Raw genomic sequence first — 20227 nt, forward strand, 5'->3', positions numbered from 1 at the left:
CTGTGTTGGTAAAAAAAGGATCGGCATGGCGGTGAATATAAGGAGTAGCAAACTATGAAAAAAGTAATTTTAACAGGAGACCGTCCTACAGGACGTCTTCATGTGGGACATTATGTAGGCTCTTTATCTGAGCGTGTAAAGCTTCAGAATTCCGGAAATTATGACGAGATTTATATTATGATCGCGGATGCCCAGGCGCTTACTGATAACGCAGAGCACCCGGAGAAGGTTCGTCAGAATATTATCCAGGTAGCACTTGATTATCTGGCTTGCGGGATTGATCCGGAGAAATCCACAATTTTCATCCAGTCTATGGTTCCGGAGCTTACAGAGCTTACTTTCTATTATATGAATCTGGTTACAGTAGCCCGTGTTCAGCGTAACCCTACTGTGAAATCTGAGATCCAGATGCGTAATTTCGAAGCTAGCATTCCGGTTGGATTCTTCTGCTATCCTATCAGCCAGGCAGCTGATATTACAGCCTTCCGTGCAACAGCAGTTCCGGTTGGCGAGGATCAGCTTCCTATGCTGGAGCAGTGCAAAGAGATCGTACACAAGTTTAACACAGTATATGGTGAGACACTTACAGAGCCGGAAATCGTACTTCCTTCCAACAAGGCGTGCCTGCGTCTGCCAGGTATTGACGGTAAGGCAAAAATGAGTAAATCTCTTGGAAACTGCATTTATCTTTCCGATGAGGCAGATGAGGTTAAGAAGAAGGTTATGTCCATGTTCACGGATCCGAATCATCTTCGTGTTCAGGATCCGGGAAATGTTGATGGCAACCCGGTATTTATTTATCTGGATGCTTTCTGCAAACCAGAATACTTCCCGGAATTTCTTCCGGATTATCAGAACCTGGACGAGCTGAAAGACCATTATAAGAGAGGCGGACTTGGAGATGTTAAGGTTAAGAAGTTCCTGAACAACGTTCTTCAGGCTGAACTTGGCCCGATTCGAGAGCGCCGTAAAATGTGGGAGCAGCGTATTCCGGATGTCTATGATATTTTAAGAGAGGGCAGTAAGGTGGCTGAGGCAAAGGCAGCTGAGACTCTGAAGGATGTAAAGGCTTCTATGAGAATTAATTATTTTGATGATGATAGTTTGATTCAGTAAAATATGTGGATTTTAAGTGTCAGTAAAATATGTGAATTTTAAGTTGACATTTCGTTGGTTATGGCATATCCTAATAGTAGCTAAGGATTAGAGCAATAGTCCATCGAAAGCAAACGAAAACCCCGGAGGTGTGCGAGACTTCCGGGGTTTTCTATTCCGTTTATGTAGGTGGCTTATGCCTTAGGCTGTTATGCTGCCTATTTGTCTTTTCTGTCCAGCCATTTGTAAATGCAGTAGCTAATTACATTTACTGCGACAGGGACAAGGATTAGAGCAATAATATTATCCATCGAATTCACCTCCTTTCTGCTGGAGGCTCGGCAGCTTTTATAGTATAACATAAGGGCAGACAATTAGAAATAGCGTATAATAAATTTGGACATATAAAAAATATTGCGTGTAAAGAAAAAATACTTGACACACACCACAAAATACGGTATGATACCCAAGGTGATAACGAATGGAAAAGTTTGTAGAACGTACTTTGCTCTATGATTTTTACGGAGAGCTTCTTACGAAGAGACAGCAGCAGATCTACGAGAGTGTAGTTCTGGAGGATTATTCTTTAAGTGAGGTTGCAGAGGAACTGAATATCAGCCGTCAGGGCGTACATGATATGATCAGACGCTGTGACAAAGCACTGGAAGGATATGAAGAGAAGCTGCATCTGGTGGAGAAGTTTGTGAATATCCGGGGACAGGTACAGAAGATACATGAGCTTGCATCCGGATATCACGCTGATGATATTGAGGCAATATCCAATGTGATTTTAGAGGAGTTATAATTCATGGCATTTGAAAGCTTAACAGATAAACTTCAGAATGTATTCAAGAAGCTGAGAAGCAAAGGCCGTCTGACCGAAGAGGATGTTAAGATTGCTCTTAAAGAAGTTAAGATGGCACTCCTTGAAGCAGACGTTAACTTCAGAGTCGTGAAACAGTTCACGAAATCTGTACAGGAACGTGCAGTTGGACAGGACGTTATGAACGGACTGAACCCAGGCCAGATGGTCATCAAGATTGTAAATGAAGAGCTGGTTAATCTTATGGGAAGCGAGACTACAGAGCTTCCGATCAAGCCTGGCAATGATCTGACTGTCATTATGATGGCAGGTCTTCAGGGAGCTGGTAAGACCACTACGGCAGCCAAGCTTGCAGGTAAGATCAAGTCGAAAGGTAAGAGCCCTCTTCTGGTAGCCTGTGACGTTTACAGACCCGCAGCGATCACTCAGCTGCAGGTAAACGGTGAGAAACAAGGTGTGGAAGTCTTTACCATGGGTGATAAACAGAGCCCGGTAGACATAGCCAAGGCGGCTGTTGCACATGCCAAGACGAATCAGCAGAATGTAGTGATCATTGATACAGCAGGTCGTCTTCATGTCGATGAGGATATGATGCAGGAGCTTGCTGATATTAAGTCTAATATTGAGGTAGATGCTACAGTCCTTGTAGTAGATGCCATGACCGGACAGGATGCAGTCAATGTAGCCCAGACCTTTGCAGAGAAGGTTGGAATCGATGGAGTGATCCTGACCAAGATGGATGGTGATACCCGAGGTGGTGCAGCTCTTTCCATTAAGTCCGTAACTGGCAAGCCTATCCTGTATGTAGGTATGGGAGAGAAGTTATCTGATCTGGAACAGTTTTATCCGGAGAGAATGGCATCCCGTATCCTTGGTATGGGAGATGTAATGAGCCTGATCGAGAAGGCAGAAGCAGCCGTAGATCAGGAAGCAGCCCAGGAGATGTCCAAGAAGCTGAAGAAGATGGATTTTGATTTCAATGACTATCTTACCAGCCTTGAACAGATGAATAAGATGGGCGGAATCTCTAGTATCCTGAATATGCTCCCAGGTGTGGGAAGCAAGATGAAAGATGTGGAGAGTATGATTGATGAGAAAGCAATGGACAGAACCAAGTCCATTATTCTTTCCATGACTCCACAGGAGCGTTCTAATCCGGGAATCCTGAACCTTTCCCGCAAGAACAGAATTGCCAGAGGCGCAGGTGTGGAGGTTGCAGAAGTCAATCGCCTTGTGAAACAGTTTGAGCAGAGCAAGAAGATGATGAAGCAGATGCCGGGTCTCATGGGCGGCGGCAAAATGGGTGGTAAAAGAGGCGGCTTCAAGCTTCCTTTTTAACATAAAATAATTAAATTAACTAATAAAGAGAAAGTAAATTGGAGGAAAATTAAAATGGCAGTTAAGATCAGATTAAGAAGAATGGGACAGAAGAAAGCACCTTACTATAGAATCGTTGTTGCAGATTCCCGCAGCAAACGTGATGGAAGATGTATCGAAGAGATCGGAACATATGATCCAAACCAGGAGCCAAGTGTATGCAAGGTTGACGAAGAAGCAGCTAAGAAATGGCTTGCAAACGGTGCTCAGCCTACAGAAGTTGTTGCTAAGATCCTCAAACAGGCCGGAATCGAGAAATAATTTAAGGAGTATCTTAGAGGTTGCCAGAACGGTTCAGACTGCACAGTATTTCCTGTGAAAGTCGTGAACTGTAACCGGCAATTTTCAGGGGGTATTTCTGTGACGTCCAGATGAGGGCATTTTTTGAATATGCTCCGGGGCGGGATCAGGGAGGTGTGTAATGAAAGAATTAGTAGAAGTAATTGCAAAATCTCTTGTTGAAAATCCGGACGAAGTAGTCGTTACCGAAACAGAAAAGGATGACGCTGTTGTTATCGAACTGAAGGTAGGACCATCTGATATGGGTAAGGTGATCGGACGTCAGGGCAGAATCGCCAAGGCCATCCGTACCGTAGTAAAAGCGGCTTCTTCCAAAAGCAGCAAAAAAGTGATTGTAGATATTCTGCAATGATAAGCAAGATATATGGATGCAGGAGCTGTGGAGACATGGCTCCTGTTTTTACTTATGAAAGTCCTGGACGGCAGACATATTCGTTTTTTGTAGAGGAGTTTTGAATGGAAGATTTATTAAAGGTTGGAGTAATTACCACCACTCATGGCGTGCGGGGAGAAGTAAAAGTATTCCCTACCACAGATCCGGAGCGTTTCCTGGATCTTGAATACGTGATTCTGGATGCTGGCAGAGAGATGAAAAAGCTGGAAATCCGTAACGTGAAATTTTTTAAGAATCTTGTGATCCTGAAATTTGACGGGATTGATAATATAAATGATATTGAAATGTACAAAGGCAGAGACCTGTGGGTTCCCAGAGAAGAAGCCCAGGAACTGGATGAAGATGAATATTACATCGGCGACTTGATTGGCATGGAAGTGGTTCTGGAGGATAACACCCATTTCGGAACCCTGAAAGATGTTATGGAAACAGGAGCCAATGATGTTTACGTAGTAGAGCTTCCAGATCATCAGGAAGTACTTCTCCCGGCAATCAAGGAATGCATCCTTGACGTTGATCTGGAGGAGAATGTGATGACGGTACATTTGATGAAAGGACTTTTGTAAATGAATTTCCATGTTTTGACCCTTTTTCCAGAAATGATCCGGAATGGAATGAACACCAGCATTACAGGACGTGCCATTAATGCAGGAATCCTTTCTGTGGAGGCCATAAATATCCGCGACTATGCTTTTAACAAGCACCAGAAAGTAGATGATTATACTTACGGCGGCGGTGCTGGAATGCTGATGCAGGCAGAACCGGTTTACCTGGCTTATGAAGCGATTGCCGAGAAAGCCGGGAAGCGCCCCCGTGTGGTTTATCTCACCCCGCAGGGACAGGTGTTTAATCAGCAGATGGCAAGAGACATGGCGAAAGAGGAAGACCTGGTTTTCCTTTGCGGTCACTATGAGGGAATTGATGAGCGTGTTCTGGAAGAAATTGTGACGGATTATGTGTCTATCGGAGACTATGTGCTTACAGGCGGCGAGCTTCCGGCCATGGTTATGATGGACTCTATTTCCCGCATGGTTCCAGGCGTGCTCAGCAATCAGGAGTCTGGCGAGACCGAGTCCTTTGCAGGAAACCTTCTGGAATATCCCCAGTACAGCCGCCCGGAAGAGTGGCATGGTAAAAAGGTTCCGGAGGTTCTTATGTCCGGTCATCATGCAAATATAGAGAAGTGGCGCAGAGAGCAGTCTATCATTCGTACAGCCAGAAGGCGCCCGGATCTGCTGAAAAAGGCAGATCTCACCAACAAAGAATGGAATTTTGTGCGGCAGCTGAAAAAGCAGTGGAAAGAGGAGGAATCCAAAGATGAGAACATCTGATTTTTACTATGAGCTCCCTCAGGAGCTGATCGCCCAGGATCCGCTGGAGGACAGAAGTTCTTCCAGACTGATGCATCTTTCTATGGCAGATGGCAGTATTGAGCATCGCCATTTTAGGGATATACTGGACTATCTGAATGAAGGTGATACTTTGGTTATCAATGATACCAAGGTTATTCCGGCAAGGCTTTACGGTCACAAGGAAGAGACTGGCGCAGTGATCGAAATCCTTCTTCTGAAAAGAAGAGAGAACGATATCTGGGAATGCCTGGTAAAGCCTGGCAAAAAGGCTCGTCCAGGTGCCAAAATCACATTTGGTGATGGCATTTTAGAGGGCGAGATCATCGACGTGGTGGACGAAGGCAACCGTCTAATCCAGTTCCATTATGAAGGCATTTTTGAGGAGATTTTGGACCAGCTGGGAGAGATGCCGCTGCCGCCATATATCACTCATAAATTAAAGGATAAGAATCGCTACCAGACTGTTTATGCAAAGAATGAGGGTTCCGCAGCAGCTCCTACAGCAGGTCTGCATTTCACCAAAGAACTTCTGGAACAGGTGAAAGCCAAGGGCGTAAATATTGCCCATGTAACTCTTCACGTAGGTCTTGGAACTTTCCGTCCGGTTAAAGTAGATGATGTAGAACAGCATCACATGCATTCTGAATTTTACATTGTGGAAGAAGACCAGGCGAAGCTGATCAACGATACCAAGAAAAATGGCGGCCGTGTGATCGCAGTTGGAACTACCAGCTGCCGTACACTGGAGTCTGCAACTGGCGCTGATGGTGTTCTGAAGTCTGGAAGCGGCTGGACAGAGATTTTTATTTATCCAGGCTATAAATTTAAGATGATCGACGGTCTGATCACCAACTTCCATCTGCCGGAATCCACACTGGTTATGCTGGTGTCTGCACTGGCTGGAAAAGAGAATATTCTGCATGCCTATGAGGTGGCAGTGCAGGAGAAGTATCGGTTCTTTTCATTTGGAGATGCGATGCTGATATTATAATCAAAAAATACCCCCGGAGCTTTCGCTCTGGGGGTGCTGAACAACATATTTTTTTCTATCCGATCCAGGAGCTTCTTTCCTGGATTTTTTCCATAATTCTGGTCTTTTCATCCCCTTCAGCAGGCGTTGGCTGGTAATTGTTATAGCCGTAAGCGGAGGAGATGGAACATGGGATGATATTTGTTACATTATCTGCTTTTACGCCGTCATTTGAGATGGTAAAGGTCTGCTGGAAAATCATACTGTCCATGTCACTTGGGGCGCTGTTTCCGCCGAAGCAGAAGTTTCCAAGGCTGTATACAATATTCTTTCCTTTATATTCTTCAATTCCCTGAAGTACATGAGGATGATGTCCGCACACCAGGTCAGCGCCAAGGTCAATGGCAAGATGTCCAAGTGTGGTCTGATTGGAGTCTGGAACGGTTTCTTTTTCGTTTCCCCAGTGAAAGATAACGATGATCAGCTCTGCACCATCTTCTTTTACCTTGGCAATGTTGTCTTTCAGCTGCTGTTCACGCTCTAGATGATCGTATAACTCATAGATTCCCACAAGACCTACTTTTACCCCTTTTATATCCATTACAGCCGTCTCATCATAGCCGAAATGAACAATTCCCTGGGCATCCAGGGCGTCCATGGTATCCTGAAAGCTCTGCTCGCCGTAATCATGGCTGTGGTTGTTAGCTGTGTTCACTGCTTCCACAGAACTGCTGGAGTAAATTCCTGCAAAAGATGCGGGTGCTTTGAATGCGAAGGTTTTATCCTCGCGGCTGCTGCTGTCTGTGAAGGTTCCTTCATTGTTGGCGATAGTCAGGTCATCTGCTTCAAAAATGCTCTTTACATTCTGTAAAAAGTATTCTTTTCCATAATTTTCAAAATATGCATTCAGGCTGGTACTGTAATCGAAGGCCTCATCTGTACCAAGGGTACAGTCTCCCACAACGCTTATAGTAAGGGTGACTGGGGTGTCGTGCTTCGATTTTGTTGAAACAGTATCGCTGCTTTCGGAATCAGAAGATGAATCTGAGCTGTCACTGGAAGATTCTGCAGTCTGCTTAGCTCCATCGGCAAATGAAGAATCGTTCTTTTCGCTGTCAGAAGAAAGAGCAGAACCAGTTGTATTTTCGTCGGTTGCGTTGTTTATATTCGAAGAGTTTACACTCTTTGTCTTTCCTGCACATCCCCGGACGATCAGGAGCAGTACCACCAGCAGCAGGACACCACCTGCGGTCATACAGATCTGCCGGATTTTTTTCTGGCGCCGGCGGTAATATTTGGATTTTTTGTATAAATTCTTTTTCTTTTGCATACGTCTGTCCTCATATGGCTTTTGTATATGATGTCGCCGACAGGCGACGTGTTTGTTCCGTATAAACATTGAGGCAAAAATCCATAGGTCATGTTTTGAGTGAATAGCCCTGTGAACTTTTGCCTTTGATTTACATTACAATAATATTTATCTGAAGAATTTATCGTAATAACCCATTACGAAAATCAACAGTACAATAAGCGGCAGTACATAGGTAAGATATGGACGTGCCCACTTCGGGAATTTAATGCCGTTTCCTGTATCCGCTTCTTTGATGAAATTGTCCCATCCCCATCCGTAGCGGGTTACGCAGAACAGCAGGTAAACTAGGCTTCCAAGCGGAAGCAGGTTATTGGAGATGATGAAGTCCTCCAGATCCTGGATGGTGCTTCCTGCGCCCAGTGGCTGAAATCCGCTCCATACGTTGAAACCAAGTACGCATGGCATGGATAAAACAAAGATTGCAATTCCGTTTACCAGAACTGCCTTCTTACGGCTCCAGCCCCACAGATCCATGGCAAAGCTTAAGATATTCTCAAATACTGCAATGATGGTGGAGAGAGCTGCGAATGTCATAAAGATGAAGAACAGTGCACCCCAGAAACGACCGCCCATCATCTGGTTAAACATGTTCGGCAGTGTTACGAATACAAGTCCAACACCCTGTGTAGGGCTTACATTGTAAGCAAAGCATGCGGGGAAAATAATAAGTCCGGCCATTAGTGCCACGAAAGTATCCAGAATACCAATCTGGATGGATTCGCCCATAAGGCTGCGGTCTTTGTCGATATAACTTCCAAAGATTGCCATTGCGCCGATCCCAAGGCTCAAGGTGAAGAATGCCTGTCCCATAGCGGCATAAATACCGGAAAGCAGTCCGTTCTCTTTCAGACGGCCAAAATCCGGGAGAAGATAGAACTTAATACCCTCGATGGCGCCTGGAAGCGTACAGCTCTTAACGCAAAGAACTACCATAATAGTAAGAAGACATACCATCATAACCTTTGTGATACGTTCAACACCTTTCTGCAGTCCCATGCAGCAGGTACCAAAACCGAATGCAGTTACGATTACCATCCAGAAGGTCATTTCTCTAGGATTGGAGAGCATGGTGTTAAATACGTTTCCTACCGCTTCTGTATCAAGACCTGTGAAGGTGCCGCTTGCTATTTTAAAGAAGTAAGCCAGCATCCAGCCGCCTACAGTGGTGTAAAACATCATCAGCATATAGTTGCCAAGCATGGCTCCATAGCTGTAAAGGTGCCATTTGGTGCCCTTTGGCTCAAGGAGATGGAAGCTTCTGGCAGCGGACTTGCGGCTTGCGCGTCCGACAGCAAATTCCATAACCATAATAGGCAGTCCAAGAATTACAAGGAACAGAAGATAAATCAGTACAAAAGCAGCACCGCCGTACTGACCTGTTATATAAGGGAAGCGCCATACATTGCCGATTCCAATGGCGCAGCCGGCTGAAATGAGAATAAATCCAAGCCGGGATGAAAACTTTTCACGTTCTTTCATGTTGATTTCCTTCCTTTTTTCTATGTATGAATTCTGTGGAAAAGTATGGGACAAAAGTCTTTTTTACAGAAGAGCACACCTTTTAACAGTATAAGAATAAAATGGGTTTTCGTCAATAAATATCTTGAAAAAGAAGGGGGAAATGCTAAAATATATAGGATGTACTTAAGGAGTGCCTGAGAGTCAGCTGTTTCGCGCCTATGGCGCTCCCGCAGCTTCCGACCGCATTCGTAATCCGGGCCATCGTCCTACTTACTCATACGGTCTAGCCCGTTCGATATCCAAGAGTTCGCTCGTGCAAGCATGGCTCATTTTTGGCTACCGTACGGGATTTTCATAATAAAATAGTAAATAAGAAGGGAAAACGACATGTTATATATAGGAAATCATACTTCATCATCCAAAGGCTACGCAGCCATGGGACGCCAGATTGTAAAAAATGGCGGCAACACGTTTGCATTTTTTACCAGAAATCCAAGAGGAGGGAATGCCAAAGCTATTGACCCTGCAGATGTGGCGAAGTTTCAGGAGATTGCCAGGGAGCATGAATTCGGCAAAATCGTGGCGCATGCGCCTTATACCTTAAATGCCTGCGCGGCCAAAGAAAATCTGCGGGATTTTGCCAGAAATACTTTTTCGGATGATCTGAAACGCATGGAAGCCACACCAGGAAATTATTATAATTTCCATCCAGGCAGCCATGTGGGACAGGGAATAGAGGTTGGAATTCAGAAGATTGCAGAAGTGCTGAATGCAGTTCTTACTGAAGAACAGACCACTACAGTTCTTCTTGAAACCATGGCTGGAAAAGGCTCTGAGGTGGGAAGCCATTTCCAGGAGCTTCGTGCCATCATGGACCTTGTAGAAAAACGCGATAAACTTGGAATCTGCCTGGATACCTGCCATGTGTGGGATGGTGGCTACGATATTGTAAACGACCTGGACGGTGTCTTAACTGAATTCGACCGCATCATCGGTCTCGACCACTTAAAAGCCATCCACCTAAACGACAGCCTCAATCCTCTTGGCAGTCACAAAGACCGCCACGCCAGAATCGGGGAAGGCCAGATTGGTCTTGATGCCCTTGTCCGTGTCATCCGGCACCCGGCATTGGAGGGTAAGCCTTTTATTCTGGAAACGCCTAATGATGATGAGGGTTGGACAAGAGAAATTGCACTTCTTAGGGAAAGATATTCAGAATAAATTGCTATTTAGTGTGTTGAAAAGTTCTTCAGGAGGGACGCATTTGGGCAATGTGTATTACTCACTCGCCGGCGCAACGCTCCAGCGAACTAATCGCTAACTGCGACTAATGCGTTCGGGAGAGCCCTCACGCATAAGTCTTCGTAAGCGCTGGATTTCGCTTACGCTAAGAGCGCGCCTGAAATGGCTCGCTGGAGTAATACACACTGCCCAAATGCTGTGTACTGGCTGGGACTTGCTGGTTAGTAAGAACTTTTAACGAAGGGGGAGGGGGAGTGATTGGTTTCCCTATACTTTCTTGACAACGATAGATTAGAAAAAACAATATAGTTGCGGGATACCAACTACTTCACCCCACCCGCGTTGTTGTCGTTACTGTTTCTTTCTTCCCTTGCCAGTAACCAGCGATTTTGCAATGTATATTCGCAAGCCGCGCATTTCAGGAGCGGTTTTAGTGGAGGCGAGATCCATGACTTACGGAGACTTAGGCGCGAAGGCTCTCCTGAGCGTCTTAGTCGCAGTTAGTCATTAGCTTGCCGGAACGTTGCGACGCGCGGCGGTGAATATACATTGTGAAATCGCGTCCGGAATAATGACCAACACACTAAATAGCAAAACGGTGTTTCAATACCTATGCATTGAAACACCGTATTTTCTATAGTGATTTATGAATTATGAGAGAACCTCGTTCTTCAGCTCATCTCCATTGATATAAGCCTGCGCATTCTCCATAGTTGTCTCTGCAATATTGGTGAGCGCTTCTTCTGTAAAGAATCCCTGATGGGAGGTCATGGTTACGTTCGGGAAGGAGAGAAGCCTCTGGATCAAGGAAGTCTGCATGATGCTCTCAGACAGATCTTCGAATACGTAATCAGATTCCTCCTCATAAACATCCAGACCAACTGCGAAGAACTTGTGGTCACGGATACCGGAAATCAGATCCTCCGTCTTGATAAGACCGCCACGGGAAGTGTTTACAAGGATAACTCCGTCCTTCATCTGGGCAATTGTCTTTTCGTTGATAATATGTTTGGTTTCGTCAGTAAGCGGGCAGTGCAGGCTGATCAGATCACTGGTAGCCAGCAACTCATCAAGAGAAACGTATTCCAGGAAGTCAAGATTCTTGTTTGGGAAAAGATCATATGCAATGACCCGCATTCCAAATCCCTTGCAGATTCTTGCCATAGCCTGACCAATCTTACCAGTACCGATAATACCGGCTGTTTTCTTGTAAAGGTTCACGCCCATAAGACCGCTTAAAGTAAAGTTGTTCTCACGGCATTTGATGTAAGCCTTGTGAGTGTGACGGTTAGCTGTAAGCGCCAGCGCCATTGCGTGCTCAGCAACAGCCTCGGGAGAGTAACCTGGTACACGCAGAACTTTCATGCCATATTTGTGGGCTGTCTTAAGATCCACGTTATTGTAACCAGCGCAGCGCATAAGGATCAGTTTTACACCCTGCTGATGTAATTCTTCAATAACAGGAGCGCCAAGGTCTGCATTTACAAAAGCACAGATGGCTTCATAACCTTTTGCAAGAGAAGCGGTCTCCTCATGGATATTTGCTTCAATAAATTTAATCTTAATATCTGGAAATTCAGGTAAAAGTTTTTCAAAAAACTGCTCGTCATAATTTTTGGTTCCGTAAAATAAAATTTTCATTATTTCTGGCTCCTTTCTTGTGGCAGCCGCTCTTTTGTCTGGGCTGTTCACCTTCGCTTTGTTTGTTTTAGTGTTCCTCAACTTACAGTGGGATTATACGTTATTTTTTTGAAGAAAAAAAGAGGAAAACGGAAAGTTTTTTAACTTCGTCGAAATCGTTAAAAGAATATCAATATAGAAATGAGATTAAAACGAATTTTAAAATTGCACAGAAATTAATACATGGTAAAATGTGCAATATGTATATTTAAAAAGAAAATACAAGCATATAATCTGGCAAAGTATGACAGTTACACTAAACTAACATTGACTATTATTTAACATAAAATAATAGGAATGCACATCTAAAAAGGCAAAAAACAGGAACCTAAATGGAAAAATGGTTATTGCTCACTCCGTTCACAGTAACGAAAAATGTTCTCATTTAAGTTCCTGCGGTTCAGATTATTCTCCTAACCGATACAGATCCTCATAAAATTCCGGATAAGAAATCTTCACACAATCTCCACCCTTAATAGAGAGCGGTCCATCACAGAGCAGTCCTGCAACAGCGAAAGACATAGCCACTCTGTGGTCCAGATAAGAATCAATCTCTGCGCCGTGAAGCGGCTTGCCTCCATGTATGATCATTCCGTCCTCTGTAGGTGTAATGTCCGCACCCATGCGGGAAAGATTCTCTGCCATAACCAGAATACGGTCTGATTCTTTTACTTTAAGTTCTTTTGCATCCTTGATCACAGTAGTTCCCTCTGCGAAAGCCGCCATAACTGCAATCATCGGAATCTCATCAATAAGCGTCGGGATAATTTCTCCGCCAACAGTTGTACCATGAAGAGAACTGGCGCGGACAAGAAGGTCAGCAGTAGGTTCTCCATCCATATTAACATTTAGCAGGGTAATGTCTGCGCCCATGTCCTTACACACACGGAGCAGTCCGTCTCTTGTGGGATTGATTCCCACATTCTTCAGAAGAATCTCACTGCCTGGCACCAGAAGTCCGGCAGCGATGAAATAAGCAGCAGAAGAAATATCCCCAGGTACTGTAATTTCTCTGGCAAAAAGAGATGGTTCCGGAGCAATGGAAGCGGTAGTTCCCTCAGAAGTTACCCGAGCTCCAAAATAGTTTAACATGATTTCTGTATGGTTCCTGGAAAGAACCGGTTCGGTGACGCTGGTAATTCCGTCAGAATACATTCCTGCCAGAAGTACACAGGATTTTACCTGAGCAGAAGCAACTGGGGAATCATAGTGAATGGCCTTCAGAGGATGACCTGTGATCCGAAGAGGAACACAGTTATTTCCCTTTATGCTTGCAATATCAGCGCCCATGGAAAGGAGAGGCGTCATGATCCGTTTCATGGGACGGCTCTGGATAGAGTCATCGCCGGTAAGCTCCGATACAAAATTTTGTCCTGCAAGAATACCGGAAATCAGGCGGGTAGTTGTGCCACTGTTTCCGACATCCAGAATATCAACAGGGGCAGATAATCCGTGGAGTCCTTTTCCATGAACCAGGATTTCTCCGCTGTTATTCTCAATATCAATGCCCATTTTGCGGAAACAGGAGATGGTGGAAAGGCAGTCAGCTCCTTCCAGAAAATGGGTGATCTTTGTGGTTCCTTTGGCAAGGGAACCGAACATGACGGCACGGTGGGAGATGGATTTGTCGCCTGGGACTGTAAGTTCTCCGTGGAGATTTGTAAGTTTTTTTATTTCCATAATAATCGTTCCTTAAATATAAAGTTTCATACAGTAAAAACGGGTATCGGCTATATTACTTATAAAGAATTAGACGAGTCAATATGGCGGTTACTTCGTATTTGCTGTATTGATACAGAGTTTGTATGAAAAATTAATTGTGATGTATCCAATAAACAACTGCCGGTGCGCTGGTTATCGCTCATAAACAATATAATTGCGCTTTTTCAAAAGTGCAATGGCCTTTTCCATAGCGTCTTCTTCATAAAATTCGATTTTCAGAACACCCTGCTCAAATTCACGGTTGTGGATAATTCCGATGTTCTTAATGCTGATCTTATCCATGGCAAGGATGGTGGCAATGGTAGCGATTCCGCCGGCTTCATCTGCAATATCCAGATAAAGCACATAAGCCTTGCGGATAGGACCATTATCCACAACATCAATGGAATCACGGTAATCCCTGGAGCTTGCAAACATCTGATAAATAGCATCTGCCTCCTTACCATCTGTAGCACAGTTGTCTACAGAACAGCGGATCTGGATCAGCATGCGGATGTAGTCGTCCAGAACATTGGAAATGTTCTCATGGTTTTCCATGCAGATCTGCTGCCACATAACAGGAGAAGAAGAGGCAATCCTTGTAATATCGCGGAAACCGCCTGCTGCGATGGTCTTCATGTATTCGGCATCGTTGTCCAGAGTTTTTACCAGATTTACAAGGGCGGAAGCAATAATATGGGGCAGATGGCTTACACCTGCTGTAATAAAATCATGTTCTTCAGCTGTAAGCACCATAGGGATAGCACCAAGAGAACTGATCAGCTCTGTAAAATCTGAAATATATTCCAGTCCCACTTCCCCGCCAGGGGTAAGAATATAGTATGCATTTTCCAGAATGCGCTCGTTGGAATGGTCAAAACCGGTTTTCTCAGAACCGGCCATAGGGTGACCGCCGATAAAGCAGTCTGTCATTCCCAGCTCATCCACTTTCTGATGGATGATTCCCTTTACACTTCCCACATCTGTGATAATGCAGCCTGGCTGGCGGATCTCTTTCAGATATGCAAGGCACTCCAGGTTGATCTCTACCGGAGCACATAAAAATACATAATCACAGGATCCAAAGCGTGGATCCTTCATTTCCTCACAGACACCATCTATAATGCCGGTGCTGATGGCGGAGGCAAGTGCTTCCTTACTGCGGTTATAGGCCAGAATGTGGTAATCCGGATGGTACTTCCGGATGGCCTTGGCGATAGAGCCGCCAATCAGACCGAGACCGATAAAACCGATTGTCTTCATAATATAATGTCGTTTCCTTTCCTTCGTTAAAGTGAAAAATTATCTTATGATATTGTACGAGATTCCTCGCAAATTGTCAATTCCTACAGAAATGACAAAATAATCTAAACTTTTTTGAAAAAAGACCGTCAAAATCCCAGAAAATACTTGAAATTCTTCTGAATATTTAGTAAAATATGAACATATTAGACAAACAGGGAGGTATTACATATGGACGTTTTTAGAACTGACCGAATCAGAAATGTAGTGCTGTTAGGACACGGCGGTGCTGGAAAGACAACTCTGGCAGAAGCAATGGCATATCTTGCCGGCTTGACCAACCGTTTAGGCCGTGTAGAAGATGGCAATACAGTCAGTGATTATGATAAAGAAGAAATCAAACGACATTTCTCTATCACTACATCTCTGATTCCGGTCCCGTGGCAGAAGAACAAGGTAAACATTCTGGACACTCCCGGATATTTTGACTTCGTAGGAGAAGTTGAGGAAGCTGTCAGTGCTGCAGACGCAGCAATCATCGTAGTATCAGGTAAGGCAGGGGTACAGGTTGGTACCCAGAAGGCATGGAATCTCTGCGAGAAGTATAAACTTCCGCGAATGATTTTCGTTACCGATATGGACGTGGACGATGTAAGTTACCGTAAGGTAGTAGATCAGCTTACTGAGCTTTATGGCAAGAAGATTGCCCCGCTGCATTTCCCGATCCGTGAGGATGGCAAGTTCGTGGGATATGTTAACGTTGTGAAGCAGGCCGGAAGAAAATATATCGACAAGGGACAGAAGGAAGAGTGCGAGATTCCTTCTTATCTGGATGAGTACCTTGAGAAGTATCATGATATCCTGATGGAATCTGTAGCAGAGACCAGCGAGGAATTCATGGATCGTTATTTTGAGGGAGACGAGTTCTCCGTTACAGAAGTTTCCGCAGCACTTGCCGCCAATGTACAGGATGCAAGCATTGTTCCGGTATGCATGGGATCCCCGATCAATCTTCGCGGCGTATCCAACCTTCTGGACGACATCTGCGGATATTTCCCAAGCCCGGACAAACGTTCCTGCAACGGTATTTCCCAGAAGACCAACGAGATTTTTGAAGCAAATTACGATTTCGCCAAAGCAAAATCAGCATATGTATGGAAATCCATCGTGGATCCATTCCTTGGCAAGTATTCCCTGATCAAGGTTTGCTCCGGTGTTATCAAATCTGATGATACCCTTCTCAATGTTGAGAAAGGCACAGAAGAGCGTCTTAACAAATTATATGTTCTTCAGGGTTCCAAGCCTATCGAAGTTCCAGAGCTCCATGCAGGTGATATCGGTGCAATTGCCAAATTAGTCAGTGTTCAGACTGGTGACAGCCTTGCCACCAAGGCGAATCCGGTTCTTTATCCGAAAGCAATTCTTTCCACACCTTATACCTATAAGAGATTTAAGGCTGTGAACAAGGGCGATGAGGATAAGATTTCCCAGGCTCTTGCCAAGATCATGAGCGAAGACAGGACTGTTCGTGTTGAGAACGATGGTGCTAACCGTCAGAGTCTGATCTATGGTATGGGCGATCAGCATCTTGATGTTATTGTCAGCATGCTGAAAGAGCGTTATAAAGTTGATGTAGAGCTTTCCAAACCGAAGGTTCCATTCCGTGAGACCATCCGCAAGAATTCTGACGTAGAAGGCAAACATAAGAAACAGTCCGGCGGACATGGACAGTATGGACATGTTAAGATGCGTTTTGAGCCGTCTGGCGATATGGAGACTCCATACGTATTTGAGCAGGTTGTTGTTGGTGGTGCAGTTCCGAAGAACTACTTCCCGGCAGTCGAGAAGGGCCTTCAGGAATGTGTTCAGAAAGGACCTCTTGCAGCATATCCGGTAGTTGGTGTAAAGGCTACTCTTTATGATGGATCTTATCATCCGGTAGATTCCTCAGAGATGGCGTTTAAGATGGCTACCATCCTTGCATTCAAGAAAGGCTTCATGGATGCTTCTCCGGTACTGTTAGAGCCAATCGTTTCCATGAAGGTTACAGTTCCGGATAAATATACAGGTGACGTTATGGGCGATCTGAATAAGCGCCGCGGCCGTGTTCTTGGAATGAATCCGGATCATAACGGAAATACCATTATTGAAGCTGACGTTCCTCTTCTTGAGATTTATGGATATTCCACAGATCTTCGTTCCATGACTGGTGGAAGTGGTGACTTCTCCTACGAGTTTGCCCGCTATGAGCAGGCTCCTGGTGATATCCAGCAGAAAGAGATCGAAGCAAGGGCAAGTAAGGTTGACGCTGCTGATGAATAAGTAGTATAATGAGACGGAGAATTTCTTGAAGAAGTTCTCCGTCTTTTATGATGGAAGTTCATATGAGGAAAGAAGGAGGAATATTATGAACAGAAAAGGAATCAAAAAGATTATGCTGTTTTTACTTGCTTTTATGCTTGTATTTCCGGTTTATTCATTTGGAAAAGCAGAGGCGGTTCAGGCAGCAGCATTAAAAGCACCGAAGCTTTCCAAGGTGGTACGTGTAAACAAAAGTGTTAAAATTACCTGGAAAAAGAGTAAAGGCGCTTCCGGCTACTATGTTATGCGTAAGACAGAAAATAGTTCCTGGAAAAAAATCAAAACTGTGAAAGGCGGTTCCAAAACATCTTACACAGATAAAAAAGTGAAGAGTGGAACTACATACTGCTACACAGTAAAAGCCTACAAAGGAAAGAAAGTAAGTTCCTATAACAAAAAAGGACTGAAAATTGTTTATGAGGTGCCAACCACAACGAAACCGGATACTGCCGGCGGAAATACCACGGCAACAGGTTCCACTGTTGCAAATACAGCTTCCGAATATACCATTGAAACGGATATGGTACTTTCTGGTTCCGGTTCCGGTTACCATGCGAAGCTGGTTGCCTGCACGGCGACCTCTGCAGTAAGCTTTGGTATCCAGTATGACAAGCATGCAAGAGCTCCCTATACAGGTAAGGCATGGTTCATGATCGAGAATGTAGCCCACAATGGTGCAGGCGGTCAGAACTATATCTGGGTTCAGGAAGCGGCCAGAGATAAGACTTACCATGTAATGCTGACTGTGAAAAAAGACGGAACCTGCAGCTGCTACATCAACGGCAAACTTGCCAAAACAGTTAAAAACAGCAGTCTTGCAAACACAACTGTCTATCTTCGCGTAGAGGGTTCTGCAAGATTAAACGGAGATTCTGTAAATGCCACATTCAGCAATATTGAATTGAAGGCTGACGGCAAATATTATGCAGATAAGATCTGGCGTACGCATGACTTCACAACCAATAAGGGAATCAAGGCAGATGCTTCCGGATATGCGGCTTCCAAGCGAGTAACAATCAAGGGAAAAGTAAAAGGACTGGCAAGTGGTCAGGACTGGGATAGTGCATACGAGCAGGTATCCGGAATCATTCAGTTTGTGAACTGATAGATTGAAATGTAACAGAATGCATAAATCCTTCATATATGGTGATGCCGCCGACAGGTGACACGTCTGTTTAGTAAAGGAAATAAAAACAGCATTCAGACAGAAGTATAAAAAATATATTCTGTCTGGATGCTGTTTTGCTTATAAAATAATAATCTTAGTATAGCATTTACAGGATCTTAGTTGTCCATTTACTGCAGTCCCACACCTGTGAAACCACATCCTGATAAAATTCCGGCTCATGGCAGATGAGAAGCACACTTCCGCGGTATTCCTTTAGTGCCTCCTTCAGAGCCTCTTTTGCATCCACATCCAGGTGGTTGGTAGGCTCGTCAAGAAGAAGGACATTTGTCTCTTTGTTTACCAGCTTGCAAAGGCGGACCTTGGCCTGCTCACCGCCGGAAAGCACACGGACCTGACTCTCAATATGCTTGGTGGTGAGACCACATTTTGCAAGTGCGGAGCGTACTTCATACTGGGTATAAGACGGGAATTCTGCCCAGATCTCATCAATACAGGTGGTTTTGTTGTCACCTTTTACTTCCTGCTCAAAATATCCGATCTGCAGATTGTCCCCTAATTCCCTGGTTCCCTTTAATGATGGGATCAGACCAAGAATACTTTTCAGAAGTGTGGTTTTTCCAATTCCGTTGGCACCTACAAGCGCGATTTTCTGGCCTCTTTCCATGGAAAGGGTGAGAGGGCGGGAAAGGGGTTCGTTATATCCGATCACAAGATCCTTTGTCTCGAAGATGTATTTGCCTGGGGTGCGTCCCTGTTTGAAATGAAACTCCGGTTTTGGTTTCTCGGCAGCCAGTTCGATCACGTCCATTTTGTCTAGCTTTTTCTGGCGGGACATTGCCATATTTCTGGTGGAAACCCGGGCCTTGTTTCTGGCAACGAAATCCTTCAGTTCGCTGATTTCCTGCTGCTGGCGGCGATAAGCCGCCTCTAACTGAGCTTTTTTCACTTCATAGACTTCCAGGAAGTGGTTATAATCGCCTACATAACGGTTCAGCTCCTGATTTTCCATATGATAAACGATATTGATCACATCATTGAGAAACGGAATATCATGGGAAATAAGGATAAAAGCATTCTCATATTCCTGAAGATAGCGTTTCAGCCATGCAATGTGCTCTTCATCCAGATAGTTGGTGGGCTCATCCAGAAGAAGAATATCTGGTTTCTCCAGAAGCAGCTTGGCAAGGAGCACCTTAGTACGCTGCCCGCCGCTGAGATCTGTGACATCACGGTCAAGTCCAAGATCCAGAAGACCAAGTGCCCGGGCAACCTCTTCTACCTTGGAATCAATTACGTAGAAGTCGTGCATGGTCAGGGTATCCTGGATAGTTCCCAGTTCCTCCATAAGAGCTTCCATTTCTTCCGGGGAGGCTTCGCCAAGGGAATCGCAGATAGTATTCATTCGTTCTTCCAGTTCAAAAAGCCAGGAAAAAGCAGATTTCAGCACGTCGCTGATGGTCATGCCAGGAGCGAGGACAGAATGCTGGTCCAGATAACCTACGCGGACATTTTTTGCCCACTGGATCCTGCCCTCATCCGGCATCAGTTTGTCAGTTACAATATTGAAGAAGGTGGATTTTCCCTCTCCGTTGGCGCCTACCAGGCCAATATGTTCTCCTTTTAAAAGACGGAAGGAAACATCATGGAAAATGGCTCTGTCACCAAAGCCGTGGGTAAGGTGTTCAACATTTAAAATACTCATAGATAACTCCTGTTCTTAAATCAGAG

17 protein-coding genes are annotated in these 20227 nt (G+C 44.7%); 11 read left to right on the forward strand and 6 right to left on the reverse strand.

Going from position 1 to position 20227, the window contains the following annotated elements:
- The first annotated feature begins 54 nt into the window (after nt 1–54).
- From trpS to queA, 8 genes are all read left to right on the forward strand, one after another.
- The gene (gene trpS, locus ACESTK_RS09590) at nt 55–1116 is read left to right on the forward strand and encodes a tryptophan--tRNA ligase (protein ID WP_118578859.1); all 1062 of its coding nucleotides are present in this window, start codon (nt 55–57) and stop codon (nt 1114–1116) included.
- 460 nt (nt 1117–1576) lie between these two features.
- Nucleotides 1577–1900: a YlxM family DNA-binding protein gene (gene ylxM, locus ACESTK_RS09595; protein ID WP_118578857.1), complete on the forward strand. Its 324-nt coding sequence runs from the start codon at nt 1577–1579 to the stop codon at nt 1898–1900.
- A gap of 3 nt (nt 1901–1903) precedes the next feature.
- A complete protein-coding gene (ffh, locus tag ACESTK_RS09600) occupies nt 1904–3256 on the forward strand; it encodes a signal recognition particle protein (RefSeq protein WP_373119620.1) in 1353 nt (450 codons plus the stop codon).
- 54 nt (nt 3257–3310) lie between these two features.
- On the forward strand, nt 3311–3556 hold the full coding sequence (rpsP, locus tag ACESTK_RS09605; RefSeq protein ID WP_117852013.1) for a 30S ribosomal protein S16: 246 nt from the start codon (nt 3311–3313) through the stop codon (nt 3554–3556).
- Between the two features lie 160 nt (nt 3557–3716).
- The gene (locus tag ACESTK_RS09610) at nt 3717–3947 is read left to right on the forward strand and encodes a KH domain-containing protein (protein WP_021926512.1); all 231 of its coding nucleotides are present in this window, start codon (nt 3717–3719) and stop codon (nt 3945–3947) included.
- A 104-nt stretch (nt 3948–4051) separates the two neighbouring features.
- The gene (gene rimM, locus ACESTK_RS09615) at nt 4052–4555 is read left to right on the forward strand and encodes a ribosome maturation factor RimM (protein WP_118578853.1); all 504 of its coding nucleotides are present in this window, start codon (nt 4052–4054) and stop codon (nt 4553–4555) included.
- Nucleotides 4556–5320 (forward strand): tRNA (guanosine(37)-N1)-methyltransferase TrmD, encoded by a 765-nt coding sequence (gene trmD / locus ACESTK_RS09620; protein WP_118578851.1) that lies wholly within the window; start codon nt 4556–4558, stop codon nt 5318–5320.
- The gene (gene queA, locus ACESTK_RS09625) at nt 5307–6332 is read left to right on the forward strand and encodes a tRNA preQ1(34) S-adenosylmethionine ribosyltransferase-isomerase QueA (RefSeq protein WP_373119622.1); all 1026 of its coding nucleotides are present in this window, start codon (nt 5307–5309) and stop codon (nt 6330–6332) included. Before trmD ends, queA begins: the two co-directional genes overlap by 14 nt.
- Nucleotides 6333–6387: 55 nt before the next feature.
- Here queA and ACESTK_RS09630 read toward each other — a convergent pair whose 3' ends face one another.
- Nucleotides 6388–7641 carry a CapA family protein gene (locus tag ACESTK_RS09630; RefSeq protein ID WP_187566486.1) on the reverse strand — a complete coding sequence of 418 codons (1254 nt, stop codon included), beginning with the start codon at nt 7639–7641 and terminating at the stop codon, nt 6388–6390.
- Between the two features lie 147 nt (nt 7642–7788).
- Nucleotides 7789–9162: a sodium-dependent transporter gene (locus ACESTK_RS09635; RefSeq protein ID WP_187566488.1), complete on the reverse strand. Its 1374-nt coding sequence runs from the start codon at nt 9160–9162 to the stop codon at nt 7789–7791.
- Nucleotides 9163–9531: 369 nt separating this feature from the next.
- Here ACESTK_RS09635 and ACESTK_RS09640 point away from each other — a divergent pair, with 369 nt between their 5' ends.
- Nucleotides 9532–10365: a deoxyribonuclease IV gene (locus ACESTK_RS09640; RefSeq protein WP_173771390.1), complete on the forward strand. Its 834-nt coding sequence runs from the start codon at nt 9532–9534 to the stop codon at nt 10363–10365.
- Between the two features lie 672 nt (nt 10366–11037).
- Here ACESTK_RS09640 and ACESTK_RS09645 read toward each other — a convergent pair.
- The 3 genes from ACESTK_RS09645 to ACESTK_RS09655 all read right to left on the reverse strand — a co-directional run bounded on the left by ACESTK_RS09645 (nt 11038) and on the right by ACESTK_RS09655 (nt 15030).
- Complete coding sequence (locus ACESTK_RS09645; protein ID WP_118578845.1) at nt 11038–12027, reverse strand: 2-hydroxyacid dehydrogenase; 990 nt, start codon at nt 12025–12027, stop codon at nt 11038–11040.
- A gap of 444 nt (nt 12028–12471) precedes the next feature.
- Nucleotides 12472–13746: a 3-phosphoshikimate 1-carboxyvinyltransferase gene (gene aroA / locus ACESTK_RS09650; protein WP_187564788.1), complete on the reverse strand. Its 1275-nt coding sequence runs from the start codon at nt 13744–13746 to the stop codon at nt 12472–12474.
- A gap of 174 nt (nt 13747–13920) precedes the next feature.
- Nucleotides 13921–15030 carry a prephenate dehydrogenase gene (locus ACESTK_RS09655; protein ID WP_173717731.1) on the reverse strand — a complete coding sequence of 370 codons (1110 nt, stop codon included), beginning with the start codon at nt 15028–15030 and terminating at the stop codon, nt 13921–13923.
- Nucleotides 15031–15240: 210 nt separating this feature from the next.
- Here ACESTK_RS09655 and ACESTK_RS09660 point away from each other — a divergent pair, with 210 nt between their 5' ends.
- Both ACESTK_RS09660 and ACESTK_RS09665 read left to right on the forward strand, forming a co-directional pair.
- Nucleotides 15241–17331, forward strand: coding sequence for a translation factor GTPase family protein (locus ACESTK_RS09660; RefSeq protein ID WP_118578841.1), 2091 nt, complete (start codon nt 15241–15243; stop codon nt 17329–17331).
- An 85-nt stretch (nt 17332–17416) separates the two neighbouring features.
- Nucleotides 17417–18475, forward strand: a complete 1059-nt coding sequence (locus ACESTK_RS09665) for a fibronectin type III domain-containing protein (RefSeq protein ID WP_195699233.1) — start codon at nt 17417–17419, stop codon at nt 18473–18475.
- 169 nt (nt 18476–18644) lie between these two features.
- Here the strand turns inward: ACESTK_RS09665 and ACESTK_RS09670 are convergent, their stop codons facing one another.
- A complete protein-coding gene (locus tag ACESTK_RS09670) occupies nt 18645–20201 on the reverse strand; it encodes an ABC-F family ATP-binding cassette domain-containing protein (protein ID WP_373119626.1) in 1557 nt (518 codons plus the stop codon).
- Nucleotides 20202–20227 lie beyond the last annotated feature (26 nt).

This window comes from Ruminococcus sp. Marseille-P328, assembly GCF_964249465.1.
In the GTDB taxonomy this organism is placed as follows: domain Bacteria; phylum Bacillota; class Clostridia; order Lachnospirales; family Lachnospiraceae; genus Blautia_A; species Blautia_A faecis.

Coding starts and splice junctions, on each gene's coding strand:
- trpS (WP_118578859.1), top strand. CDS start 55: ATGAAAAAAGTAATTTTAACAGGAGACCGTCCTACAGGACGTCTTCAT.
- ylxM (WP_118578857.1), top strand. CDS start 1,577: ATGGAAAAGTTTGTAGAACGTACTTTGCTCTATGATTTTTACGGAGAG.
- ffh (WP_373119620.1), top strand. CDS start 1,904: ATGGCATTTGAAAGCTTAACAGATAAACTTCAGAATGTATTCAAGAAG.
- rpsP (WP_117852013.1), top strand. CDS start 3,311: ATGGCAGTTAAGATCAGATTAAGAAGAATGGGACAGAAGAAAGCACCT.
- ACESTK_RS09610 (WP_021926512.1), top strand. CDS start 3,717: ATGAAAGAATTAGTAGAAGTAATTGCAAAATCTCTTGTTGAAAATCCG.
- rimM (WP_118578853.1), top strand. CDS start 4,052: ATGGAAGATTTATTAAAGGTTGGAGTAATTACCACCACTCATGGCGTG.
- trmD (WP_118578851.1), top strand. CDS start 4,556: ATGAATTTCCATGTTTTGACCCTTTTTCCAGAAATGATCCGGAATGGA.
- queA (WP_373119622.1), top strand. CDS start 5,307: ATGAGAACATCTGATTTTTACTATGAGCTCCCTCAGGAGCTGATCGCC.
- ACESTK_RS09630 (WP_187566486.1), bottom strand. CDS start 7,641: ATGCAAAAGAAAAAGAATTTATACAAAAAATCCAAATATTACCGCCGG.
- ACESTK_RS09635 (WP_187566488.1), bottom strand. CDS start 9,162: ATGAAAGAACGTGAAAAGTTTTCATCCCGGCTTGGATTTATTCTCATT.
- ACESTK_RS09640 (WP_173771390.1), top strand. CDS start 9,532: ATGTTATATATAGGAAATCATACTTCATCATCCAAAGGCTACGCAGCC.
- ACESTK_RS09645 (WP_118578845.1), bottom strand. CDS start 12,027: ATGAAAATTTTATTTTACGGAACCAAAAATTATGACGAGCAGTTTTTT.
- aroA (WP_187564788.1), bottom strand. CDS start 13,746: ATGGAAATAAAAAAACTTACAAATCTCCACGGAGAACTTACAGTCCCA.
- ACESTK_RS09655 (WP_173717731.1), bottom strand. CDS start 15,030: ATGAAGACAATCGGTTTTATCGGTCTCGGTCTGATTGGCGGCTCTATC.
- ACESTK_RS09660 (WP_118578841.1), top strand. CDS start 15,241: ATGGACGTTTTTAGAACTGACCGAATCAGAAATGTAGTGCTGTTAGGA.
- ACESTK_RS09665 (WP_195699233.1), top strand. CDS start 17,417: ATGAACAGAAAAGGAATCAAAAAGATTATGCTGTTTTTACTTGCTTTT.
- ACESTK_RS09670 (WP_373119626.1), bottom strand. CDS start 20,201: ATGAGTATTTTAAATGTTGAACACCTTACCCACGGCTTTGGTGACAGA.